General features: G+C 52.3%; 8 protein-coding genes. All 8 read left to right on the top strand.

Annotated features, from left to right (window positions below; translation table 11 throughout):
- The first annotated feature begins 51 nt into the window (after window positions 1-51).
- Window positions 52-2,427, top strand: a complete 2,376-nt coding sequence (locus BLQ88_RS14750; protein WP_090151253.1) for an ABC transporter permease — start codon at window positions 52-54, stop codon at window positions 2,425-2,427.
- 30 nt (window positions 2,428-2,457) lie between these two features.
- Window positions 2,458-4,839 (top strand): ABC transporter permease, encoded by a 2,382-nt coding sequence (locus tag BLQ88_RS14745; RefSeq protein ID WP_090151251.1) that lies wholly within the window; start codon window positions 2,458-2,460, stop codon window positions 4,837-4,839.
- 182 nt (window positions 4,840-5,021) lie between these two features.
- Window positions 5,022-7,439 carry an ABC transporter permease gene (locus tag BLQ88_RS14740; RefSeq protein WP_176884996.1) on the top strand — a complete coding sequence of 806 codons (2,418 nt, stop codon included), beginning with the start codon at window positions 5,022-5,024 and terminating at the stop codon, window positions 7,437-7,439.
- Window positions 7,440-7,545: 106 nt separating this feature from the next.
- Window positions 7,546-9,975 carry an ABC transporter permease gene (locus BLQ88_RS14735; protein WP_090151248.1) on the top strand — a complete coding sequence of 810 codons (2,430 nt, stop codon included), beginning with the start codon at window positions 7,546-7,548 and terminating at the stop codon, window positions 9,973-9,975.
- Window positions 9,976-10,062: 87 nt separating this feature from the next.
- A complete protein-coding gene (locus tag BLQ88_RS14730) occupies window positions 10,063-12,444 on the top strand; it encodes an ABC transporter permease (RefSeq protein WP_090151246.1) in 2,382 nt (793 codons plus the stop codon).
- A gap of 131 nt (window positions 12,445-12,575) precedes the next feature.
- A complete protein-coding gene (locus tag BLQ88_RS14725) occupies window positions 12,576-14,954 on the top strand; it encodes an ABC transporter permease (RefSeq protein WP_176884995.1) in 2,379 nt (792 codons plus the stop codon).
- Between the two features lie 114 nt (window positions 14,955-15,068).
- Window positions 15,069-17,468, top strand: a complete 2,400-nt coding sequence (locus BLQ88_RS14720) for an ABC transporter permease (protein ID WP_090151582.1) — start codon at window positions 15,069-15,071, stop codon at window positions 17,466-17,468.
- 205 nt (window positions 17,469-17,673) lie between these two features.
- Window positions 17,674-20,091, top strand: a complete 2,418-nt coding sequence (locus BLQ88_RS14715; protein ID WP_090151579.1) for an ABC transporter permease — start codon at window positions 17,674-17,676, stop codon at window positions 20,089-20,091.
- The last annotated feature ends 7 nt before the right edge of the window (window positions 20,092-20,098 follow it).

Raw genomic sequence — 20,098 nt, 5'->3', positions numbered from 1 at the left:
GATTTGTTGACCCAATTCCGGAATCGACGTTCGAAGCCTTTCTGCGATATTATGCTCAAAAATTACCTCAAAATTGCAATCCGGAGCCTCTTCCGGCATAAAACGTATTCGTTGATCAATGTCCTCGGGCTTGCTGCGGGTATTTGTGTTTCTACGCTGATACTGATGTTCGTGGTCCATGAGCATAGCTACGACCGGTTTCATGCCCGGCACCGCGATATTCACCGGGTGTTGGGAAAGGTAAAAATGGGCGACAACGAATTCCAGATGAACTCCTTTGCTGCCAGTTTTGCGCCGGCGATAGTAGAAGGTGTGCCGCTGGTGGCTGATTATGTCAGGATTTTGCCCTCGTACAGAAACGTGGCCATCGCAGACCCCGCACGGAAAGAGGAGGCGATCCTGGAAAAGAATGTTATGTTCGCGGACCCGTCGTTTTTCAAGATATTCAGTTTTCCGCTTGAAAAAGGGAATGCGCCGGCGGCATTGCAAAAGCCCTTCACGATGGTAGTTTCGGAGCGGGCGGCATTGAAATATTTCGGGAGTACCGATGTGATCGGCAAGGCGCTGTTGTATGAAGGAAAGCACCTCATCCAGATTACGGGTGTTGCCCAGGACCCGCCGTCCAATTCTTCCCTGGATTTTGATTTTGTCATTTCCAGTACCACCTATCCTGCGCTGACGGCTTCAAACCGTCAAAACTGGGAGAATGGGGGCGGAATCTTCAATGTGTACCTGCTATTGAATTCCGCCGGATCGAAAGCGCTGGCCGAGAAGGGGATCAACCGCGTTAGCCATTTAAAGGAAGGCCAGCCTGATTTAAAACCTAAATACACCCTCGAAAGCCTCGACGATATGCACCTCGGCGGGGCATTCACCGACTCGGGAAACAACAAACTGATCCCGATTTTCGGGGTCGCCGCTATTGCCATTCTGCTGCTCGCGCTCTTCAACTACATGAGCCTCACCACCGCCCGGGCCACGCAGCGCGCACGTGAGGTAGGCGTGCGTAAAGTCGTAGGCGCCACACGCGCAGGACTCGGCAGCCAATTTTATATGGAATCGGCATTGGTATGCGCGCTGGCATTTGGTTTGGGATTGCTGATGGTTTTCTATCTGAGTCAGCCGTTTTATGCGCTCCTGGGGTTGCGGATCGATACTTCGTTCGTGATATCGCCTTTCTTTTTATCGTTTCTGGCGGGGTTACTGGCCATTACCGCATTGGTTGCCGGGAGCTATCCGGCGTTCGTACTGTCGGGCTTTGCGCCTTTGGAAGTGATCAAAGGGCGGTTTACGGGTAATATCGGCGGGGTAGGCGTGCGGCGGGTTTTTACGGTCTTTCAATTTGCCGTTTCCATGGCGTTGATCGTCGGCAGCCTCATTGTGCGGGAGCAGCTCTCATTCATGCAACGGAAAGAGCTCGGGCTGAACAAGGAACAGCTGCTCAGCATTCCGCTGGGGCCCTCGATGGCCGACAATTACATTCCGTTCCGTGACGCGGTAAGGCAGCAAGCGGGCGTGTCGAATGCCACTTTTGCGAATGCGGGCCTTTTCAAAGGGTATAATATGTTCGTCGCGCCGAACAAAATCACTAAAAAGGAGGTGGGTATTGTGCAGCTTATTGTGGATGATCAGTTTATCAACACATTGGGAATCAAATGGAAAACACCGGCGGTAAGCACGCGCTTCAATACCTCCCTGGTGAACGAGCAGGCCATTAAACAACTGGGTTTGAAAAAAGACCCCGTAGGCCAGCAACTGATCGAAGGCATTACCGTGGAAGGCGTGTTTGAAGATTTCGATTTTACCAGTGTGCAGAACGGTGCCAAAGCGATGACGCTTTCGGTAGCCGCCGATACCACGAACATGCTCCGCACGCCCGGATCTGTGCGGGGAGTCATGTATGTGCGCATGAACGCTCAATCCGACATCGCCGCGAACGTAAAAGCCATAGGCGGCCTTTTCAAAAAGTACGACCTTGAAACGCCTTTCGAATATTACTTCCTCGACGATGCGTTCAATGAAACTTTCAAAAATGAAATGCGGCTCTCCGGGATGTTCTCGGTGTTTACGGTACTCGCCATTTTCATCGCTTGCATGGGACTTTTCGGCCTTATTACTTTTACCACGGAAACGCGGACGAAGGAAATCAGCGTCCGGAAAGTGCTGGGCGCATCGGCGGCGGGCATTGTGGGAATGCTTTCGAGGGAGTTTGTGGTGCTGGTACTCATTTCGGGTGTGATCGCCATTCCGGCGGCGTGGTATTTCATGTCGCATTGGTTGGAGGATTTCGCCTACCGGATCAGCATGCCGCTCTGGGTACATTTCCTGACGATCGCCATGATGCTGCTCATTACGCTCCTGACCGTCGGTTTCAAGGCGGTACACGCGGCGATGGTCAACCCGGCGGCGTCTTTGAAGAACGACTAGCTATTTAAATACCAATCATATCTGACAGCCATGTTAAAGAATTATTTCAAAATCGCCTTCCGGAACCTGTGGAAGCACAAGGTTTTTTCCCTGATCAACATCATGGGGCTGACCGTCGGGATGTCGGCCTGTCTGCTGATTTCGCTGTATGTCAATTTCGAACTGACTTACGACGCGTTTCATGCCAAGTCTGACCGCATTTACCGGGTCGTGACGGACGTGATTACTCCTTCCGAAACCATTCATGCGGGCGTTACTTCCTGGGCTTATGGCCCGACGATCAAGCAGGATTTTCCAGAGGTAGAGGCCTATGCCCGCATTAATAGCGGTAGTTTTCTCGTCCGGAAAGGGGATATCAAATTCCAGGAGCAAGCTACGGTGTTCGCCGACTCTTCGTTTTTCCGCGTTTTTGATTTTAAACTGATACAAGGAAATCCTCTAACGGCGCTCAAAGAACCGCTAAGCATTGTTTTTACGGAAAAAGCAGCCCAAAAGTACTTCGGTGACAGCGATCCGGTCGGGCAGACGGTGCTGCTGACGGGCGAAAGCATTCCGGCGAAGGTTACGGGTATAATGCAGGACATCCCCGAAAACTCCCAGATCAAAGGGGATATGTTTGTTTCGATGACAACCATGACCACGCGTTTCAATCGCGGTATCGACGATGAATGGGGCAATTTCGGGGCGACCACCTACCTGCTTCTGAAACCGGGGGCCGATCGTAAAGCTTTGGAAAAGAAGTTTCCGGCATACCTCGAACGCCGCGCGGGCAAGCTCATGCGCGAGGCAAAAATGTCCTACAAACTTTTCCTCGAACCGCTGCGCGACGTGCATTTGCATTCGGAGCGGGATGTGGCTGAAAAGGGTAGTATGAGCAACGTATATGTATTTTCCGTGGTTGCGGCTTTCATTCTGCTCATTGCCTGTATCAACTTCGTGAACCTCACCACCGCACGCTCGGCCGAACGGGCGAAGGAAGTGGGCATCCGCAAGGTGGTGGGGGCGGCGAAAGGGCTGCTGGCGAGGCAGTTTGTGAGCGAATCCATCCTCCTATGCCTCATCGCATTTGTGTTCTCGATTACACTTTCGGCGGTGCTGGTGCCGCTGTTCAATAATCTGGCTGGTAAAGTGATTGTTTCGAACATCTTTGCCGATCCTTCATTTCTCATGTACATGCTTGTGGCGGCGATCATGATCGGGATTCTGGCAGGCATTTATCCGGCATTGGTACTGTCGTCGTTTGAGCCGGTAACGGTTCTGAAAGGGCGTTTTACGACCAGTTTTAAAGGGATTTTGCTAAGAAAAGGCTTGGTAACCGTTCAGTTTGCCATTTCAATCGCGCTGATTATCGCTACAATGATCGTCTACATTCAAATGAACTACATGCGCAACCGCGACCTCGGTTTCAGCAAGGATCAGATGCTCGTGGTCAATACCGAGGGCGATTCCAGCCGGGAGGCATTCAAAGAGTCGCTGCGGGGATTGACAGGCGTGAAACAAACGACTTTATCGTCCAGCGTCCCCGGAGGTCCCAACCGCGGCGCATATTCCGAAATTGAGAATAAAAGCGGCGAGCTGCAAGTCGCCAACCTCGATCTCTATTTCGTGGATTTTGATTACATCCCGCAATTCGGACTGAAAATGGCAGCCGGCAGACCGTTTTCGAGAGAATTCGGCACAGATAGTACCCAGGCCATGGTCATCAATGAAGCGGCGGTGAAGCTGTTTGGTTATGCCAAAGCCGAAGATGCGATCGGGCGCCGTTTCAAACAATGGGGGCGTGAAGGCAAAATTGTCGGCGTGATCAAAGACTTTCATTTCCGGTCGTTGCAGGAAACCATTAAACCGCTGACAATGCGCATTGAGCCAGACGGTACGGAGCTTGTTTCTGTTAAAATCGAGGGTAACCGATTGAAAGAAACCGTTGCGGCGGTGGAGGGCAAATGGAAGGAAATGGTTCCCGGCAGGCCGTTCAGCTACTATTTTATGGACGAATTCTTCGACCGGCAATACCGCGCCGAGGAGCGTTTCGAAAAGCTGTTTTTCAATTTTGCCATCCTGGCGATATTCATTTCCTGCCTTGGTTTGCTTGGCCTGGCGTCGTACAGTACCATGCAACGCACCAAGGAAATAGGCGTGCGTAAAGTGATGGGCGCGTCTGTTGCAAGCATTGTGGGTCTGCTTTCAAGGGATTTTCTCAAACTGGTACTTATCGCATTCGTAGTGGCGGCGCCCGTTGCCTATTTCGGAATGGATCGCTGGCTCGAAAACTTTGCCTACCGCACCGGCATTTACTGGTGGGTGTTCGTGATTGCCGCGGTATCGTCGACCGTCATCGCTTTTGCGACGGTCAGTTTCCAGAGCATCAGGGCGGCCCTGATGAACCCCGTGAAGAGTTTGCGGAGTGAATAGCATTGCGTCGCACGTCCCGTTCCAAATCGAACGGGACGTGTCCGATAGTGAACACCGCTGAATTGTTTTATTAATATATAAAAAATTGATTTTCAGATATTTGTGATATTGTTGCCGACTGGTGCATAATTTGACTGTTAGCATGGAATGTCCATCCGCTAACCCTCGTAACCGGCCCAGTTATGCTATCCAGTTATCTGAAAATCGCTCTGCGGAGCCTTTCGAACAAGAAGGTTTTCGCTTCCATCAACATTTTCGGGCTGGCTATCGGATTGGCGACGTGCATGCTGATCCTGCTTTTCGTACAGCACGAGCTCAGTTACGACCGCTTCAACAAGAATGCCGACCGCATTTTCAGGGTTACTTTACATGGCCGGATAGGCGGTAACGACATCAACATCGCGGGCGCATCCGCTCCCGCAGGCCCTGCGCTCATGCGCGACTACCCGGGCGTGGAGTCGTATGCGAGGCTCAATACCAATGGTACCTTTCTGGTTAAAAACGGTGAAAAGCGCTTTCTGGAAGAGCGCGTCATTTTTGCCGATTCCAACTTCTTTAATTTTTTCTCTATTCCGCTGCTGAAAGGCGACGCGAACAGCGTGCTCCAAGAGCCGAAGACGGTCGTGCTGACCAAATCCACCGCATTGAAATACTTTGGAAACCAGGACCCGATCGGAAAGAGTCTCGACATGGGCAGGGTTGGCCTTTTTCGCGTAACCGGCGTTTGCGAAGATGTGCCTTCCAATTCGCATTTCCATTATGACTTTTTCGGGTCGATGAAATCGATCACGCTGGGTGAGAAATGGCTTTCGAGCGGCGCGCATACCTATGTTTTGCTCCGTAAAGGTTATCCCGCGGAAAAGCTTTCCGCAAGGATGCCGGAGGTTGTCAGGAAATACATCGGTCCGGAAATCCAGGAATTCCTGGGTATGAGCTATGACGAGTACCTGCGGAAGGGCGACAAATTCGGGTTTGGTTTACAGCCATTGACCGACATTCACCTCACGTCCAACCTCGAAAACGAGCTGGAAGGCAACAGCAACATCAAATACATTTACATTTTTACGGCCATCGCCGCATTCATTCTGCTCATCGCCTGCATCAACTTTATGAACCTTTCTACTGCCGGTTCGGCTGGTAGGGCGAAAGAAGTGGGGGTGCGAAAAGTAATGGGTTCGGTACGTCAGCAGCTCATGGCGCAATTCCTGACCGAATCGGTTTTGGTAACATTTTTCGCGCTCGTGGTCGCATTGGCATTGGTTGCATTGCTCTTGCCCGGTTTCAACGACCTCGCCGGCAAGCAGTTTGATATCCAGTCGATCCTGAATGGCCCGATGATCGCATACGCATTGGCCGGCTGCCTGATCGTAGGCCTGCTCGCGGGAAGCTATCCCGCTTTTTTTCTGTCGGCATTCAGGCCGGTAGCAGTGCTGAAAGGGAGCATTCAGGCGGGTGTAAAAAGCGGATGGCTGCGCAATGCGTTGGTTACCATTCAGTTTGTCGTTTCGATCGCGATGATCATCGGTACCTTGGTCGTTTACCGCCAGCTGCGTTTTATACAGAATAAAAATGTAGGTTTCAATAAAGAACAGGTGCTGATCCTGCACGATACCTATTTGCTGGGCGACAAGGCGAAGACATTCAAAGAACAGCTGGGCAATCTTTCCGCGGTGAGCAGCGTCACCCTCGCAGGCTTTATTCCGGCGGGTTCTTCCAACAATGGTACCGACGGGTTCCTCCCCGAAAATGCCGAAAACAACATTACGCCCTACCGTTTCACAACTTACCAGATCGATGAGGATTACCTGAAAACGCTGGGTATAGGCCTTGCCACAGGCCGTAATTTTTCGAAAAGCTTCGGCGGCGACAGTGCGTCCGTGCTGATCAACGAGGCGGCTGCAAAGCAATTCGGCTGGACGAACCCGATCGGAAAACGTATCAGGACCATCGGCAATGGTACCCCTGAAAGTAAGAGGTATTACACCGTGGTGGGCGTGACCAAGGATTTCCACTTCCGCTCCATGCACGAGCGCATCGCGCCGCTGGTGATGTTCTACGGTGGCGACAGTTACCAAATGGCCATTCGCATTAAAAACAACGATATCCCCGGCTTGCTCAAAACTTTGGAAAAGACCTGGAAAGCGACTTCGGACAATCCGTTCGCCTACTCGTTCCTCGACGAACGTTTCGACAAAATGTACGAATCGGAGCAGCGGGTAGGGAAGCTGTTCGGCATATTTGCCAGTCTAGCAGTGGTGATCGCCTGTCTCGGGTTGTTCGGGCTGGCCGCATTCACCACTATTCAGCGCACCAAGGAAATCGGCGTCCGTAAAGTACTGGGTGCCTCGGTACTGAGCATTGTTTCATTGCTTTCCAAAGATTTTGTGAAACTCGTCGGCATTGCCATCGTCATAGCCTCGCCGCTCGCGTGGTACGGTATGAACCAGTGGCTTTCCGATTTTGCCTACAAGGTCGATATCGAATGGTGGGTATTCGCACTCGCCGGGCTACTGTCGGTAAGTGTCGCTTTGCTAACGGTCAGTTTTCAGAGCATTAAGGCGGCGTTGAGGAATCCTGTAACGAGTTTGAAAAGCGAATAAAGGAGGAAGGGGAGGATGGAGGAAAGGGAGGATGGAAGTCGTAAGTAATTCCCCTTCCTCCCCTTCTTCCCTTTCCTCCTTCCTCCCAAAAACCCACGATACCATCATGCTAAAAAGTTCCCTAAAAATCATCTTCCGCAACCTTTGGAAAAATAAGGGTTATTCGGCGATCAATATTGGCGGGTTGGCGATCGGGATGGGCGTGGCGATGCTCATCGGCCTTTGGATTTATGATGAACTGGCATTTAACCGCTATTTCAAAAACTACGACCGGATAGGGCAGGTGCTGCAAAACCGGGTAGAGCATGGGGAAAAGAAAACGTCGTTTTCGCTGCCCGTGCCGTATGTGGCAGAGATGAAAACGCATTATGCGGGCAATTTCAAGCGCATTGTTGCTTCCACGCAGATCAGCGACAACATTCTTACGGCCGGGGAAACCAGGCTGACCCGCAACGGGCATTTTATCGAAGCGGAAGCGCTGGAAATGTTCGGCGTCCGGATGGTACAAGGCTCTTTGGCCGCATTGGAAGACCAGCAGGGCATTATTCTTTCGCAATCGACTGCCCGGGCACTTTTCGGCGATACCGATCCGATGAACAAGATCGTGATGGTGGATACCCATCTGAACCTGAAAGTAACGGGTGTTTACGAAGATTTTCCCCAGAATACCCGGTTCAGCGAAGTGCAGTTTATGGGTTCCTGGGATTATTTTATGGAAAAGAACCGCTTTATGCGGGATAAGAAATGGGACAACCACGCCATTTGGGTTTACACCGAGCTGGCCGATAATACCGATTTCCAAACTGCCAGCAATGCTATCCGCCTCTCGGAACTGAATGCGATCCGCAAAATGGACGACATGCGCGAGGAAGCCGCCACCCGCCCCGAAATGTGGGTGCATCCGATGAAAGACTGGCATTTGTATTCCGACTTCCGGAATGGCGCGGTGGGTGACGGGCCTGTAAAATATGTGTGGATGGTGGGTCTGATAGGCTTTTTTGTGCTGCTTCTGGCGTGTATCAATTTTGTCAATCTCAGCACCGCGCGCTCGGAGAAGCGTGCGCGTGAGGTGGGCGTACGTAAGGCGATCGGTTCCATGCGGGTGCAGTTGATCGGGCAGTTTTTTAGTGAATCATTCCTCGTAGTGCTGCTATCGTTTGTGGTGGCGTTGGCGGGCGTCGTACTGTCGCTGTCCTGGTTCAATAACCTTGCTGCAAAGCAGATGATTATCCCGTGGGGTAATGGTTATTTCTGGCTTGGCAGTGCGGGTTTTGTGCTGCTCACGTCGGTGCTGGCGGGCAGCTACCCGGCCATTTACCTCACATCTTTTCAGCCTGTGAAGGTGCTCAAAGGCTCGGGCGCGTCGCTGCGGACGCATTTCGGGCGCTTTGCCTACACGCCGCGGCAGGCGTTGGTGGTATTGCAATTCACGATTTCCGTTACACTCATCATTTGTACCAGCATTGTTTACAGGCAGATCAAATTCGCCAAGGAGCGGCCTGTCGGCTACTCGCGCGACGGGTTGCTGATGGTACCTATGAAAACCGATGAATTTTATGGCAAAACCGACCTGTTCCGCACCGAATTGAAGAATACCGGCATGGTAGCCGAAATTGCCGAATCGCAAAGCCCGGTTACCGGTGTGTGGTCGTCCAACGAAGGGTTCAGCTGGAAGGGAATGCCGGAGGGCTTTGTAGAAACATTTGCTACCCTCACGGTTTCGCCCGAGTACGCCAAAACAGCCGGCTGGCAGTTTGTAAGCGGTCGTAACTTCTCGAAAGAATTAGCTTCCGACTCGTCGGGCTTCGTCATCAACGAATCGGCAGCCCGGTTGCTGGGCGTGGCAGACCCTATTGGAATGACCGTTTCCTGGAAAAGCCAGTGGATGACCGACAACATCCGCAAGTCGTACACGGTGCTCGGGGTAGTGAAAGATATGGTAATGGAATCGCCGTTCGCGCCCGTCAAGCCGACGGTTTTCTTCCTTTTCGGTTCTCCCAACTGGATCAATATCAAACTGAATCCTAATATCAGCTCTGCCGCGGCTTTGCCCGCCGTTGAAAAAGTATTCAGGAAAATAGTACCCGCCGCGCCATTCGAATACAAGTTTGCCGACGTGGAATACGACGCGAAGTTCAGGGCGGAGGAGCGGGTCGGAAAACTGGCCGGTTTCTTCGCTGCACTGGCTGTGTTGATAAGCTGTCTCGGCCTGTTCGGGCTGGCCTCATTCACCGCCGAGCAACGTACCAAGGAAATAGGCATCCGTAAAGTGTTGGGCGCGTCGGTAGCGGCATTATGGAGTATGCTTTCGAAAGATTTTGTCGGGCTGGTGGCCATCGCAAGCCTCATTGCAACACCGCTGGCCTGGTATTCGATGAGCGAATGGCTGCAAAATTACCACTACCGGACTGAGATCAGCTGGTGGATTTTCGCCCTCGCAGGCGCAGGAGCCCTCGCCCTCACGCTCGCGACGGTGAGTTATCAGGCGATTAAAGCGGCGGTGACGAATCCTGTTACGAGTTTGAAGAGGGAGTAAGGGGAGGAATGGGAGGAAAGGGAGGAAAGGATAATGGAAAACATTCCTCCCTTTCCTCCATCCTCCTTCCTCCCAAAACATAAGCATATGATCAATAGCTATCTAAAATTTACGGTTCGGAGCCTGGCGAAACATCGGGTTTATGCCGGTATTAATCTCGTTGGCCTGGCTGTCGGGATGGCGGGGGCGATTGTGCTGTTTCAGCTGGTGAAATACCATCTCAGCGTGGACCGGTACCATGCCAATGCCGACAGGACCTACCGCGTGGTGGTGGATCTGCACCTGGAAGACGGCTCGGTAGAGCAGGAGCGAGGCTCTGCTTATGTTTTGCACGAAACGTTGAAAAAAGAGTTCAGTAATGTCCGGGATGCCGCTTACGTGGCCCAAAAGGAAGTGACGATCCGGGTCGATGCGGACGGGACATCGCGCAAGTTCCTGGAAAAAGAACATCTGGTTTTTACGAATGCGGATTTCTTTAAAATATTTGATTACAAGTGGATTAGCGGCAATGCATCCGCCATGGCGGCACCGAATCAGGCGGTAGTGACGGAACGCTATGCCCGGAAGTATTTCGGGAATGATAATGCAATGGGAAAGGTGATCCGTGCGAATAACCGTGAAAACCTCGTGATCGCCGGCGTAGTGGCCGACTACCCGGAGGAAACCGATTTCCAGCAGGATATCTTCGTTTCGCTGCCTACTTTAAAAAAGATCGTCCCGCAATATGGCTACGAAGACTGGGGGTGGATCGACAGCGGCCGCGATACATACATAACGCTCCGCTCACCGGAGGACAAGGCCGCATTCGAGGCGCAAATGCCGGCATTTGCCCAAAAATATTACGGCCCGGACGCCAGGGTTTACCACTACCATTTACAGGACCTGTCCGATGTGCATTTCAATATTGCCTACGGCGGTAAAATCAAATTCAATACAATCATCGTACTCGCGACGGTAGGCATCCTACTCATTCTCATTGCCTGCTTCAATTTCATCAACCTCTCCACTGCACAGGCATTCAAACGAAGCAAGGAAGTGGGTGTGAGAAAAGTGCTAGGCGTGTCGCAAGCGCAGGTTTTTTGGCTTTTTATCCAGGAAACCGCATTGCTGACGTTCGCAGCCGGTGCCATTGCCTTGGCAGTAGCCTGGCTTTTTGCGCCTATGGTCAGTCAATGGCTGAGCCTGAATGTGCGTATCGATATTTTCAGGGATATTCGGTTGCTGGCTTTTTGTGCCGCATTGTTCCTGCTCGTGATTATGCTGGCCGGCGTTTATCCGGCGTTCGTCATTTCCAGGTTCAACCCGGTGAAAGCGATTAAGGGGGTGTTGAAAGAAAATAACCGGAGCTTTTTTTCAGTCAGAAAGGGGCTGGTCGTGACACAATTCGGCATCTCATTCGTCTTGATCGCAGTATCGACGCTCATCATTTTACAGTCTCAGTTTTTGAAAAATAAAGACCTTGGAATGGACAAGGACCTGATCCTGCATCTGAATTTGCCAGAAACAGAAACCAGTAAGCTCACGGCATTGCGCAATGAACTTTCGGTATTGCCGGAGGTGACCGGTCTGTCGTTTTTCCGAAGCGCGCCGTCGGTGCAGATGAGTGGCGGCGGGTCGATCCGGTTCGAAAACCGCGATTGGGAGAAGTTCGTAGCCCGCTCGAGAGCGGCGGACGATCAGTTTGTAAAAACCTATGGATTGAAACTTGTAGCAGGCCGTGTTCCGGTGCATTCGGATACATTGAACGAGTTGCTGATCAACCGCAAACTGGTGCGGGCATTGGGCCTGAAATCGCCGGAAGCCGCATTGAACCGACGGCTGCACGTAGGCGACGCGGGCAAAACCGGTACCATCGTGGGCGTACTGTCGGATTTCAATAATGGCGACCTCTACACCGGCATCGAGCCGACGATCGTTTTTGCCGATCAGCAGCGCTACCGCCGGGCGGGCGTAAAGCTGAGCCGGTTAAATGCGTCGACGATCAGCCGGATCGGCTCGGCGTGGCAGAAACATTTTCCCGAGAATGTATTTGAATACAGCTTCTATGACGAGGAAATTGCGAAGTTCTATCAGCGCGAAGAACTTGCAACCCGCCTGACGACCACTTTTGCGCTGCTATCGGTGTGCCTGTCGTGCCTGGGGCTTTTCGGGCTCGCCATTTTCGCCATTGAGCAGCGTACCAAGGAGATAGGCGTACGGAAAGTGCTCGGGGCCTCTGTGGCGGGCATTACTGCCATGCTATCGATGGATTTTCTGAAACTGGTGCTCGTCGCGATCGTCATCGCGAGCCCGGTTGCCTGGTATTTCATGCACCGCTGGTTGCAGGATTTCGCCTATCGCATCGAGATACATTGGGGGATATTCGCCTGGGCAGGTTTCCTCGCGGCCGGTATCGCTTTGCTAACGGTGAGTTTTCAGAGTATTAAAGCCGCGTTGACGGACCCGGTGAAGAGTTTGAAAAGGGAATGAGGGAGGAAAGGGAGGAGGGAAGAAGGGGAGGAAGGAAGAAAGGAACTCCAATATTTTTTTCCATCCTCCCTTCCTTCCTTTCCTCCATTATTCCCTTTCCTCCATTCCTCCCACAGAAACAAGATACTGACATGCTAAAAAGTTACCTAAAAATCTCCTGGCGTAGCCTGATCAAGGATCGGCAGTTTACGCTGCTCAATTTGCTGGGCCTTTCTACAGGGCTTGCTTGTACGCTGCTGATCTACCTTTGGGTAACCGATGAGCTGCGCGTGGATAAGCATAATGTGAAGGACGCGCATTTGTACCAGGTCATGGTCAACCAGCCGCATGAGGATGGCATGAAAACCGGCGGACACACGCCGGGCCTCCTGGCCGATGCATTGAAGGCGGAAATGCCGGAAGTAGCGTTGGCGACAACGGTGGTACCGGCCGAATGGTTTTCAAATAAAGGTATAATCTCAGCCGGAGAAACGAAGCTGAAAGCAGGCGGGCAGTTCGTCAGCAAAGATTATTTCGATGTTTTCACGTGCCCGTTCACACAGGGTGACGCGCAGGCGGTGGCAGGCGACAATAATACGCTGGCGCTTTCGGAGGAAATGGCTGAAAAGCTTTTTGGTACACAACAAAATGTGGTGGGAAAGGCCGTCAAGTGGGAAGAGGGGGAATTCAGCGGGCTTTACCGCGTGGGCGGGGTGTTCAAAAGCAATCCGCGTAATGCGAGCAATCAGTTTGATATTCTTTTCAATTTCGAGCAGTTCAAGGCGCGGCGGCCGGGGATGGAGAAATGGGGTAACAGCGATCCCAATACATTTGTAATCCTCAAAAGCGGTACGGACCTGGCGCTTTTCAACGATAAGATCAGGCATTTCCTGAAATCCAAAAGCAAAGACAACGACACGCAGCTTTTCGCCATCCGCTATTCGGACAAATACCTGCATGGCCAGTTCGAAAACGGCGTGCAGAGGGGCGGGCGCATTACGTACGTGAGGTTGTTCTCAGTGATCGCGGTGTTCATTCTGGTGATCGCCTGCATTAACTTCATGAACCTTTCCACGGCCAGGGCTTCGGGGCGTATGAAGGAGGTGGGGATCAAAAAAGTGGTGGGAGCATTGCGCAGTTCGCTGATCATGCAGCATTTGAGCGAATCGCTGATGCTCACTTTCGTGGCGCTGCTTGCCGCTGTCGGCCTGGTTATGCTCCTGTTACCCGAATTCAACAGCATCACCGGCAAGCAAATCACTCTTTCGCCCGATCCGGCGCTTATTTCCGCCGCATTAGCGATTACCCTCGTCACCGGTTTGCTGGCGGGCAGCTATCCCGCATTGTACCTGTCCGGTTTCGATCCGGTTGCTGTTTTGAAAGGAAAACTGAGAAATACCGCCGGAGAATTGCTCATACGGCGTGGATTGGTAGTTTTCCAGTTTGCGGTTTCCGTGATATTCATCGTGTCGGTGATCGTTGTTTACCGGCAAATCCAGTTTATCCAGAACCGGAACCTCGGCTATAACCGCGACCACATTATCCATTTTGAAATACCCCTTGAAATGGATTCGCTGAAACTGAAAGCGGCGGAGGCGTTTCTCGGGGAAGTGAAAAATTTGCCTGGTGTGGTAAATGCGTCGAGCTACTACCATAATCTCACCGGTCAGCACGGCGCAATCTCCGGTTTCGAATGGCCAGGTAGGCCCGCGGGTACGGATATCGAGTTCTCTAACCTCGAAGTGGGTTATAATTTCATGGAAACCACGGGTATGACGCTGCGCGAGGGGCGGTTTTTCTCCCAAAACCAGAATGCGTCCAACGAAATCATATTCAACGAGTCGGCTATTAAAAGTATGGGTTTGAAAGACCCTGTCGGCAAGATGGTGAAGTTCTGGGGAAGAGAACGGCAGATCGTCGGTGTGGTGAAGGATTTCAATTTCGAATCGCTGTACGAGCCCGTGAAACCGTGCTTCTTCCAAATGTACCCGATCATGCCGAATGTGATGGTCAAAATCCAGGCAGGGGCCGAGGAGCAGACGATCGCGCGTGTACGCAAGCTGTTTCAGGACCGTCACAAGGGGCTCGTGTTCGATTACCAGTTTCTGGATGAAAATTACAAAGCACTTTATGCTTCCGAGCGGCGGGTAGGCGTGCTGTCCCGCTATTTTGCCGGTCTGGCGATCGTCATCTCGTGTCTCGGGCTGTTCGGACTGGCCGCATTTACGGCGCAGCGGCGACAAAAGGAAATCGGTATCCGCAAAGTGGTGGGCGCCTCGGTAACCAATGTAGTGATGATGCTTTCCATCGATTTTATCAAACTCCTGGTGATCGCATTACTCGTGGCATTCCCGCTGATCGGCTGGCTCATGCACCAATGGCTCGATAACTTCGCATTCCGCATCGACCTCGACGCCGGAATTTTCATTACCGCAGCCGCCGGCCTCGCGCTCATCACGCTGGGAACGGTAGGTTACCAGGCCGTGAAGGCGGCGCTGTTGGATCCTGTTAAGAGTTTGAAAGGGGAATAGTGGAGGAAGGGAGGAAAGGGAGGAATGGAGGAAAGGGAGGATGGTGAAAAAAATATTGGAGTTCCTTTTTCCTTCGTCCCTTTTTTCCTTCCTCCCACAAAAAAAGATAACATCATGATCAGAAATTACTTAAAAATCGCATTCCGTAACCTTGTTAAAAGCAAGGGATACTCGGCTATCAATATCGGCGGGCTGGCTGTGGGAATGGCCGTGGCTATGCTGATAGGCCTTTGGGTTTATGATGAATTTACGTTCGACCGCTATCATGCCAATTACGACAGCATTGCGAAAGTCGTGGAGCGGGGTGTTTTTGAGGGCAAAACCTATGACGGCGGCCAGCATACGTCCTTTCCGCTAGGGCAATATCTGCAAGAACACCATAAGGACGACTTCGAGCACGTGATTCAATCGTCGTGGACGGACGAGCACATATTGGCTTACAAAGACAACAAATTTACCAAAACGGGTGCCTACATGAGCGACGGTGCGCCCCATATGTTCACGCTGAATATGCAGCGGGGCTCGCGCGATGGCCTCAAAGAGCGCAATTCCATCATCCTTTCAGCATCGGTAGCAGCGGCTTTATTCGGTAAGGAGAATCCCATGGACAAGATTGTGAAGCTGGACAACCGTTTCGATATGAAGGTAACGGGCGTTTACGAAGACCTGCCTTACAATACCGAATTCCGCGAATTGACATTCGTAGCGCCCTGGGATTTGTATGTAGCTACGCAAGACTGGGTACGCGAGGCGCGGGATAAGGAACAATGGAACAACAACTCCTGGCAATTGCTGACGCAAATCCGTCCTAACACAACATTTGAAGGGGTTACGGAAAGAATCAGGAATATTAAATCCCAACATACGCCGGAAGCACGGTTTCTGAAACCCCAAAACTACCTGTTACCAATGTCGAAATGGCATTTGTATGGTACCTGGGACGATGCCGGGCAGGCCGACGGGCGCATTCGTTACGTGTGGCTTTTTGCGATTATCGGGGCTTTTGTACTCTTGCTGGCATCGATCAATTTCATGAACCTCAGCACTGCCCGTTCCGAAAAGCGTGCGAAAGAAGTAGGTATTAGGAAAGCGATCGGTTCGATGCGGGGCCAGCTGATCAACCAGTTTTTCAGCGAATCGTTCGTGGTGGTGTTCCTGGCATTTGTTTTCGCGATCCTGATCGTCGTGTTCACATTGCCGGCATTTAATCAATTGGCCGATAAGCGGATCGAGTTCCCGTGGCAGAACGGCTATTTCTGGCTGGCAGGTTTTGCATTCTGCTTCCTCACCGGGCTGTTGTCGGGCAGTTACCCGGCGTTGTACCTGTCGTCGTTCCAGCCGGTGAAGGTTTTGAAAGGTACATTCAATGCAGGCCGTTTTGCTTCGATGCCGCGTAAAGTGTTGGTCGTGTTGCAGTTTACAGTGTCCGTTACATTGATTATTGGTACCGCCATTGTTTACAAACAGATCCAGTACGCCAAGAACCGGCCCGTTGGCTACGACCGGAATAACCTGATTACTGTCGAAATCAACACGCCCGAATTGTACAACCAATATAACCGGATCCGCGCTGCATTGCAGGAAACCGGCGCGGTGGAGGAAATGGCGACGTCTTCGTCTGCGTCGACGTTCCTCGGGTCGAACAACGGCGGTTTCAGCTGGCCGGGCAAAGACCCTAACCTGCATGATAACTTCGGCACGATCGGCGTCTCACACGATTTTGGCAAAGCAGTCGGCTGGCAGTTCATCGGCGGCCGTGATTTCTCCCGCCAGTTCTCCACCGACTCGACGGGTATGGTGATGAACGAGTCGGCGATGAAATACATGGGTTTCAAACAGCCGTCGGATGCAATAGGCCAAACGGTGAAATGGGGTGATAATCCTTACAAAGTAGTGGGCGTGATCCGCGACATGGTCATGGGCTCTCCGTTCAGCCCAGTACGCCAGACACTATTCATGGTGAACTACGGCTGGGCCAATTTCATCAGTGTCAAACTCAAAGCCGGTCTGCCATTGGAGCAATCGCTGGCCAAAGTAGCCGCGGTTTTCAGGGAAGTGAATCCCGGCGCGCCATTTGACTACAAATTTACGGACGAAGAATACGCACGGAAATTCGCAGCCGAAGAACGCATTGCCACGCTGGCGACGGTGTTTGCCGTGCTGGCCATCTTTATCAGCTGTCTCGGATTGTTCGGGCTGGCATCTTTCACCGCCGAGCAACGGACGAAGGAAATCGGCGTGCGCAAAGTGCTCGGCGCTTCGGTTGCCAACCTCTGGGCATTGCTATCCCGCGAATTTGTAGCGCTGGTGATCATTTCCTTCCTGATCTCGACGCCCACCGCCTGGTATTTCCTGAACGACTGGCTCAAAAAATACCAATACCGCACCGACATCCCCTGGTGGATTTTCGCAGCAGCAGGCGGAGGCGCGCTACTCGTAACGCTGGCAACGGTAAGTTACCAGGCGATCCGGGCCGCGTTGCTGGATCCGGTGAAGTCGTTGAGGTCGGAATAGAGTTGACGGCTGACCGCCGACCGCCGACCGCTGACGGCCGATCGCTGACGGCTGACGGCCGATCGCTGACTTCGGTTAGTTTATAATAGAAGACATAGTGTAACCAATCAAAACATGGTTCATGGTTGATCGTCCATGGTCGCCGAAGGCCCAACCAATCGGCGGTCAGCGGTCGGCCGTCGGCGGTCAAAAACATCAAACCCCCATGCTAAAAAACTACCTAAAAATAGCCCTGCGCAATCTCTTGAATAACAAGGGCTATACCGCCATCAATGTGTTCGGACTGGGGCTGGGTTTGGCGACTTGCCTGCTGATCGTGCTGTACATTTTCGATGAGATGAGTTATGATAAACACCATCGGTCGGCGGACAGGCTTTTCCGCATTGCCATGGAGGTACAGAACGAAAAATGGTCGGGAATGCCGGGGCCGGTGGCGGCGGGTATCCAGACTGATTTTCCCGAAGTAAAATCGGTGGCGCGCGTGCTGAAATTCTCCGGTTTCGACCGTATGCTGCTGGAAAACTGGAATGGCAAGGTTACCAGGCCGTTTTACGAAACCAATGGCTATTATGCGGATTCTACGCTGTTCGATGTTTTTACCTATGATTTCAAATACGGCGATGCCCGCACGGCGCTCAAACGGCCGAACTCGCTGGTACTTTCTGAAAATGTGGCTGAGAAGCTGTTCGGCAATGCCGATCCGGTGGGTAAGATAATCCGCGTCGGGCTGAATTTCGGGGATTTCGAATATACCGTCTCGGGCGTTTTCAGGGCTAATCACAAGTCGCATATCGATGCACGTTTTTTCCTTTCTATGCAGAATGGCGACATGGGCGGCTGGGTGGCGAGCCAGAACAACTGGGCGATGAACAATATTTTTCATACCTACGTGAGGCTGCGCGATGACGCCGATCCCGCGGCATTTGAAGCCAAACTCACCCCATTCATGAACCGCCACGGTGGCGCGGACCTCAAAGCAATGGGCATTTCCAAGGAACTGTTCATTCAACCCGTTACCGACATTTACCTGAAATCCAACATCGGCGGTGAGATCGCGCCGAATGGCAGCATGACCTACCTGTACATTTTCGGGTCCATTGCGGTATTTCTGCTGCTCATTGCCTGCATTAACTTCATGAACCTCAGTACCGCGCGTTCCGAAAAGCGGGCGAAGGAAGTGGGTGTGCGGAAGGTGATGGGGGCGGTGAGGCAGTCGCTCGTGTATCAGTTTCTGGGCGAGTCGATGATGCTGGCGCTTATGGGGCTAGGCGTTGCGGTGCTGGTGGTGGAGCTTCTTTTGCCTTATTTCAATAACCTCACGGGCAAAGTGCTCGATATGTTTGCGGAGCCTGCATTTCTGTACTGGATAGCGGGCATTACACTGTTCACCGGCCTAGTGGCGGGACTTTATCCGGCCTTTTACATGTCGTCCTTCAAACCGGTGAGCGTTCTCAAAGGCAGGCTGGCGAACGTAGCTTCGGCTTCGCTGCTGCGAAAAGGACTGGTGGTATTTCAGTTTACAGTTTCCATCATCCTCATTCTCGGCGCGATCGTCATCGGGCAGCAATTGTCTTTTCTGCAAAATCAGCATTTGGGTTTTGATAAGGAACAAAAACTCGTGGTGCCGTTCAGAAACGCGAAGGCGACGGCTAACTACCATGCATTCAGGGAAGAAGTACTGCGGATACCGGGCGTGGAGACGGCTACCAGCGGGTCGGTTTACCCGGGTATCGAAAACATCGAAGACCTCCCCCTTTATGCCGAAAGCAAGACCATACACGACGCTGTCGATACGCATTTCGCCACCGTTGGTGATGATTATATTGAAACATTAGGCCTGAAAATGGCCGCAGGCCGCTCCTTTACCAAGGAATTTACCGGTGATTCCAGCAGCATTATCCTGAACGAAGCGGCAGTGCGCGAGCTGGGTTACAACCTGACCTCCGTGATCGGCAAAAATGTATTTTTCGAGCTCGGCGGCAACCGCCGGGGCTTGCAGGTGGTGGGTGTGGTGAAGGACTTCAACTTCAATAGCCTGCACGAGGGAATCAAGCCTTACGCGCTTACGACCAGCATTACCGATAAGTACCAGTATTTCATTGCCAATGTAAAAACCAGCGACTATGCAGCCGTGCTGGCATCGGTGGAGGCAACCTGGAAGAAGCTGAACCCGGATATTCCATTCGCTTACTCCTTCCTCGACGAGGATTTTCAGAAGAATTACGAAAAAGAGCGCCGCACAGGCACCATCGTGCTGTATTTCACCTGCATTGCGGTCGTGATCGCTTGCCTCGGCCTGTTCGGATTGGCGGCATTCTCGGCGGAGCGGCGCACAAAGGAAATCGGTGTGCGAAAAGTGCTTGGCGCATCGGTAAGCAGCATTGTACGCATGCTTTCGGGTGAATTTCTCTCGCTCGTATGCATAGCGCTCGCGATCGCCACGCCCGTCGCGTGGGTGGGCATGCGCCAGTGGTTGCAGGGATTTGCCTACCAGGTAGGTATCCAATGGTGGATTTTCCCCGTTACCGGCCTGCTCGCTATCCTGGTAGCATTGTTCACGGTCGGTTTTCAGAGTGTGAAAGCGGCTTTGATGGACCCGGTGAAATCGTTGAAAGGAGAGTGATGGAGAT

The sequence above is a fragment of the Dyadobacter soli genome (assembly GCF_900101885.1).
GTDB classification, from domain to species: Bacteria; Bacteroidota; Bacteroidia; order Cytophagales; family Spirosomataceae; genus Dyadobacter; species Dyadobacter soli.
The sequence above is the reverse complement of the archived record's forward strand: the minus strand, read 5'-3'. Positions and strand labels throughout refer to the sequence as shown.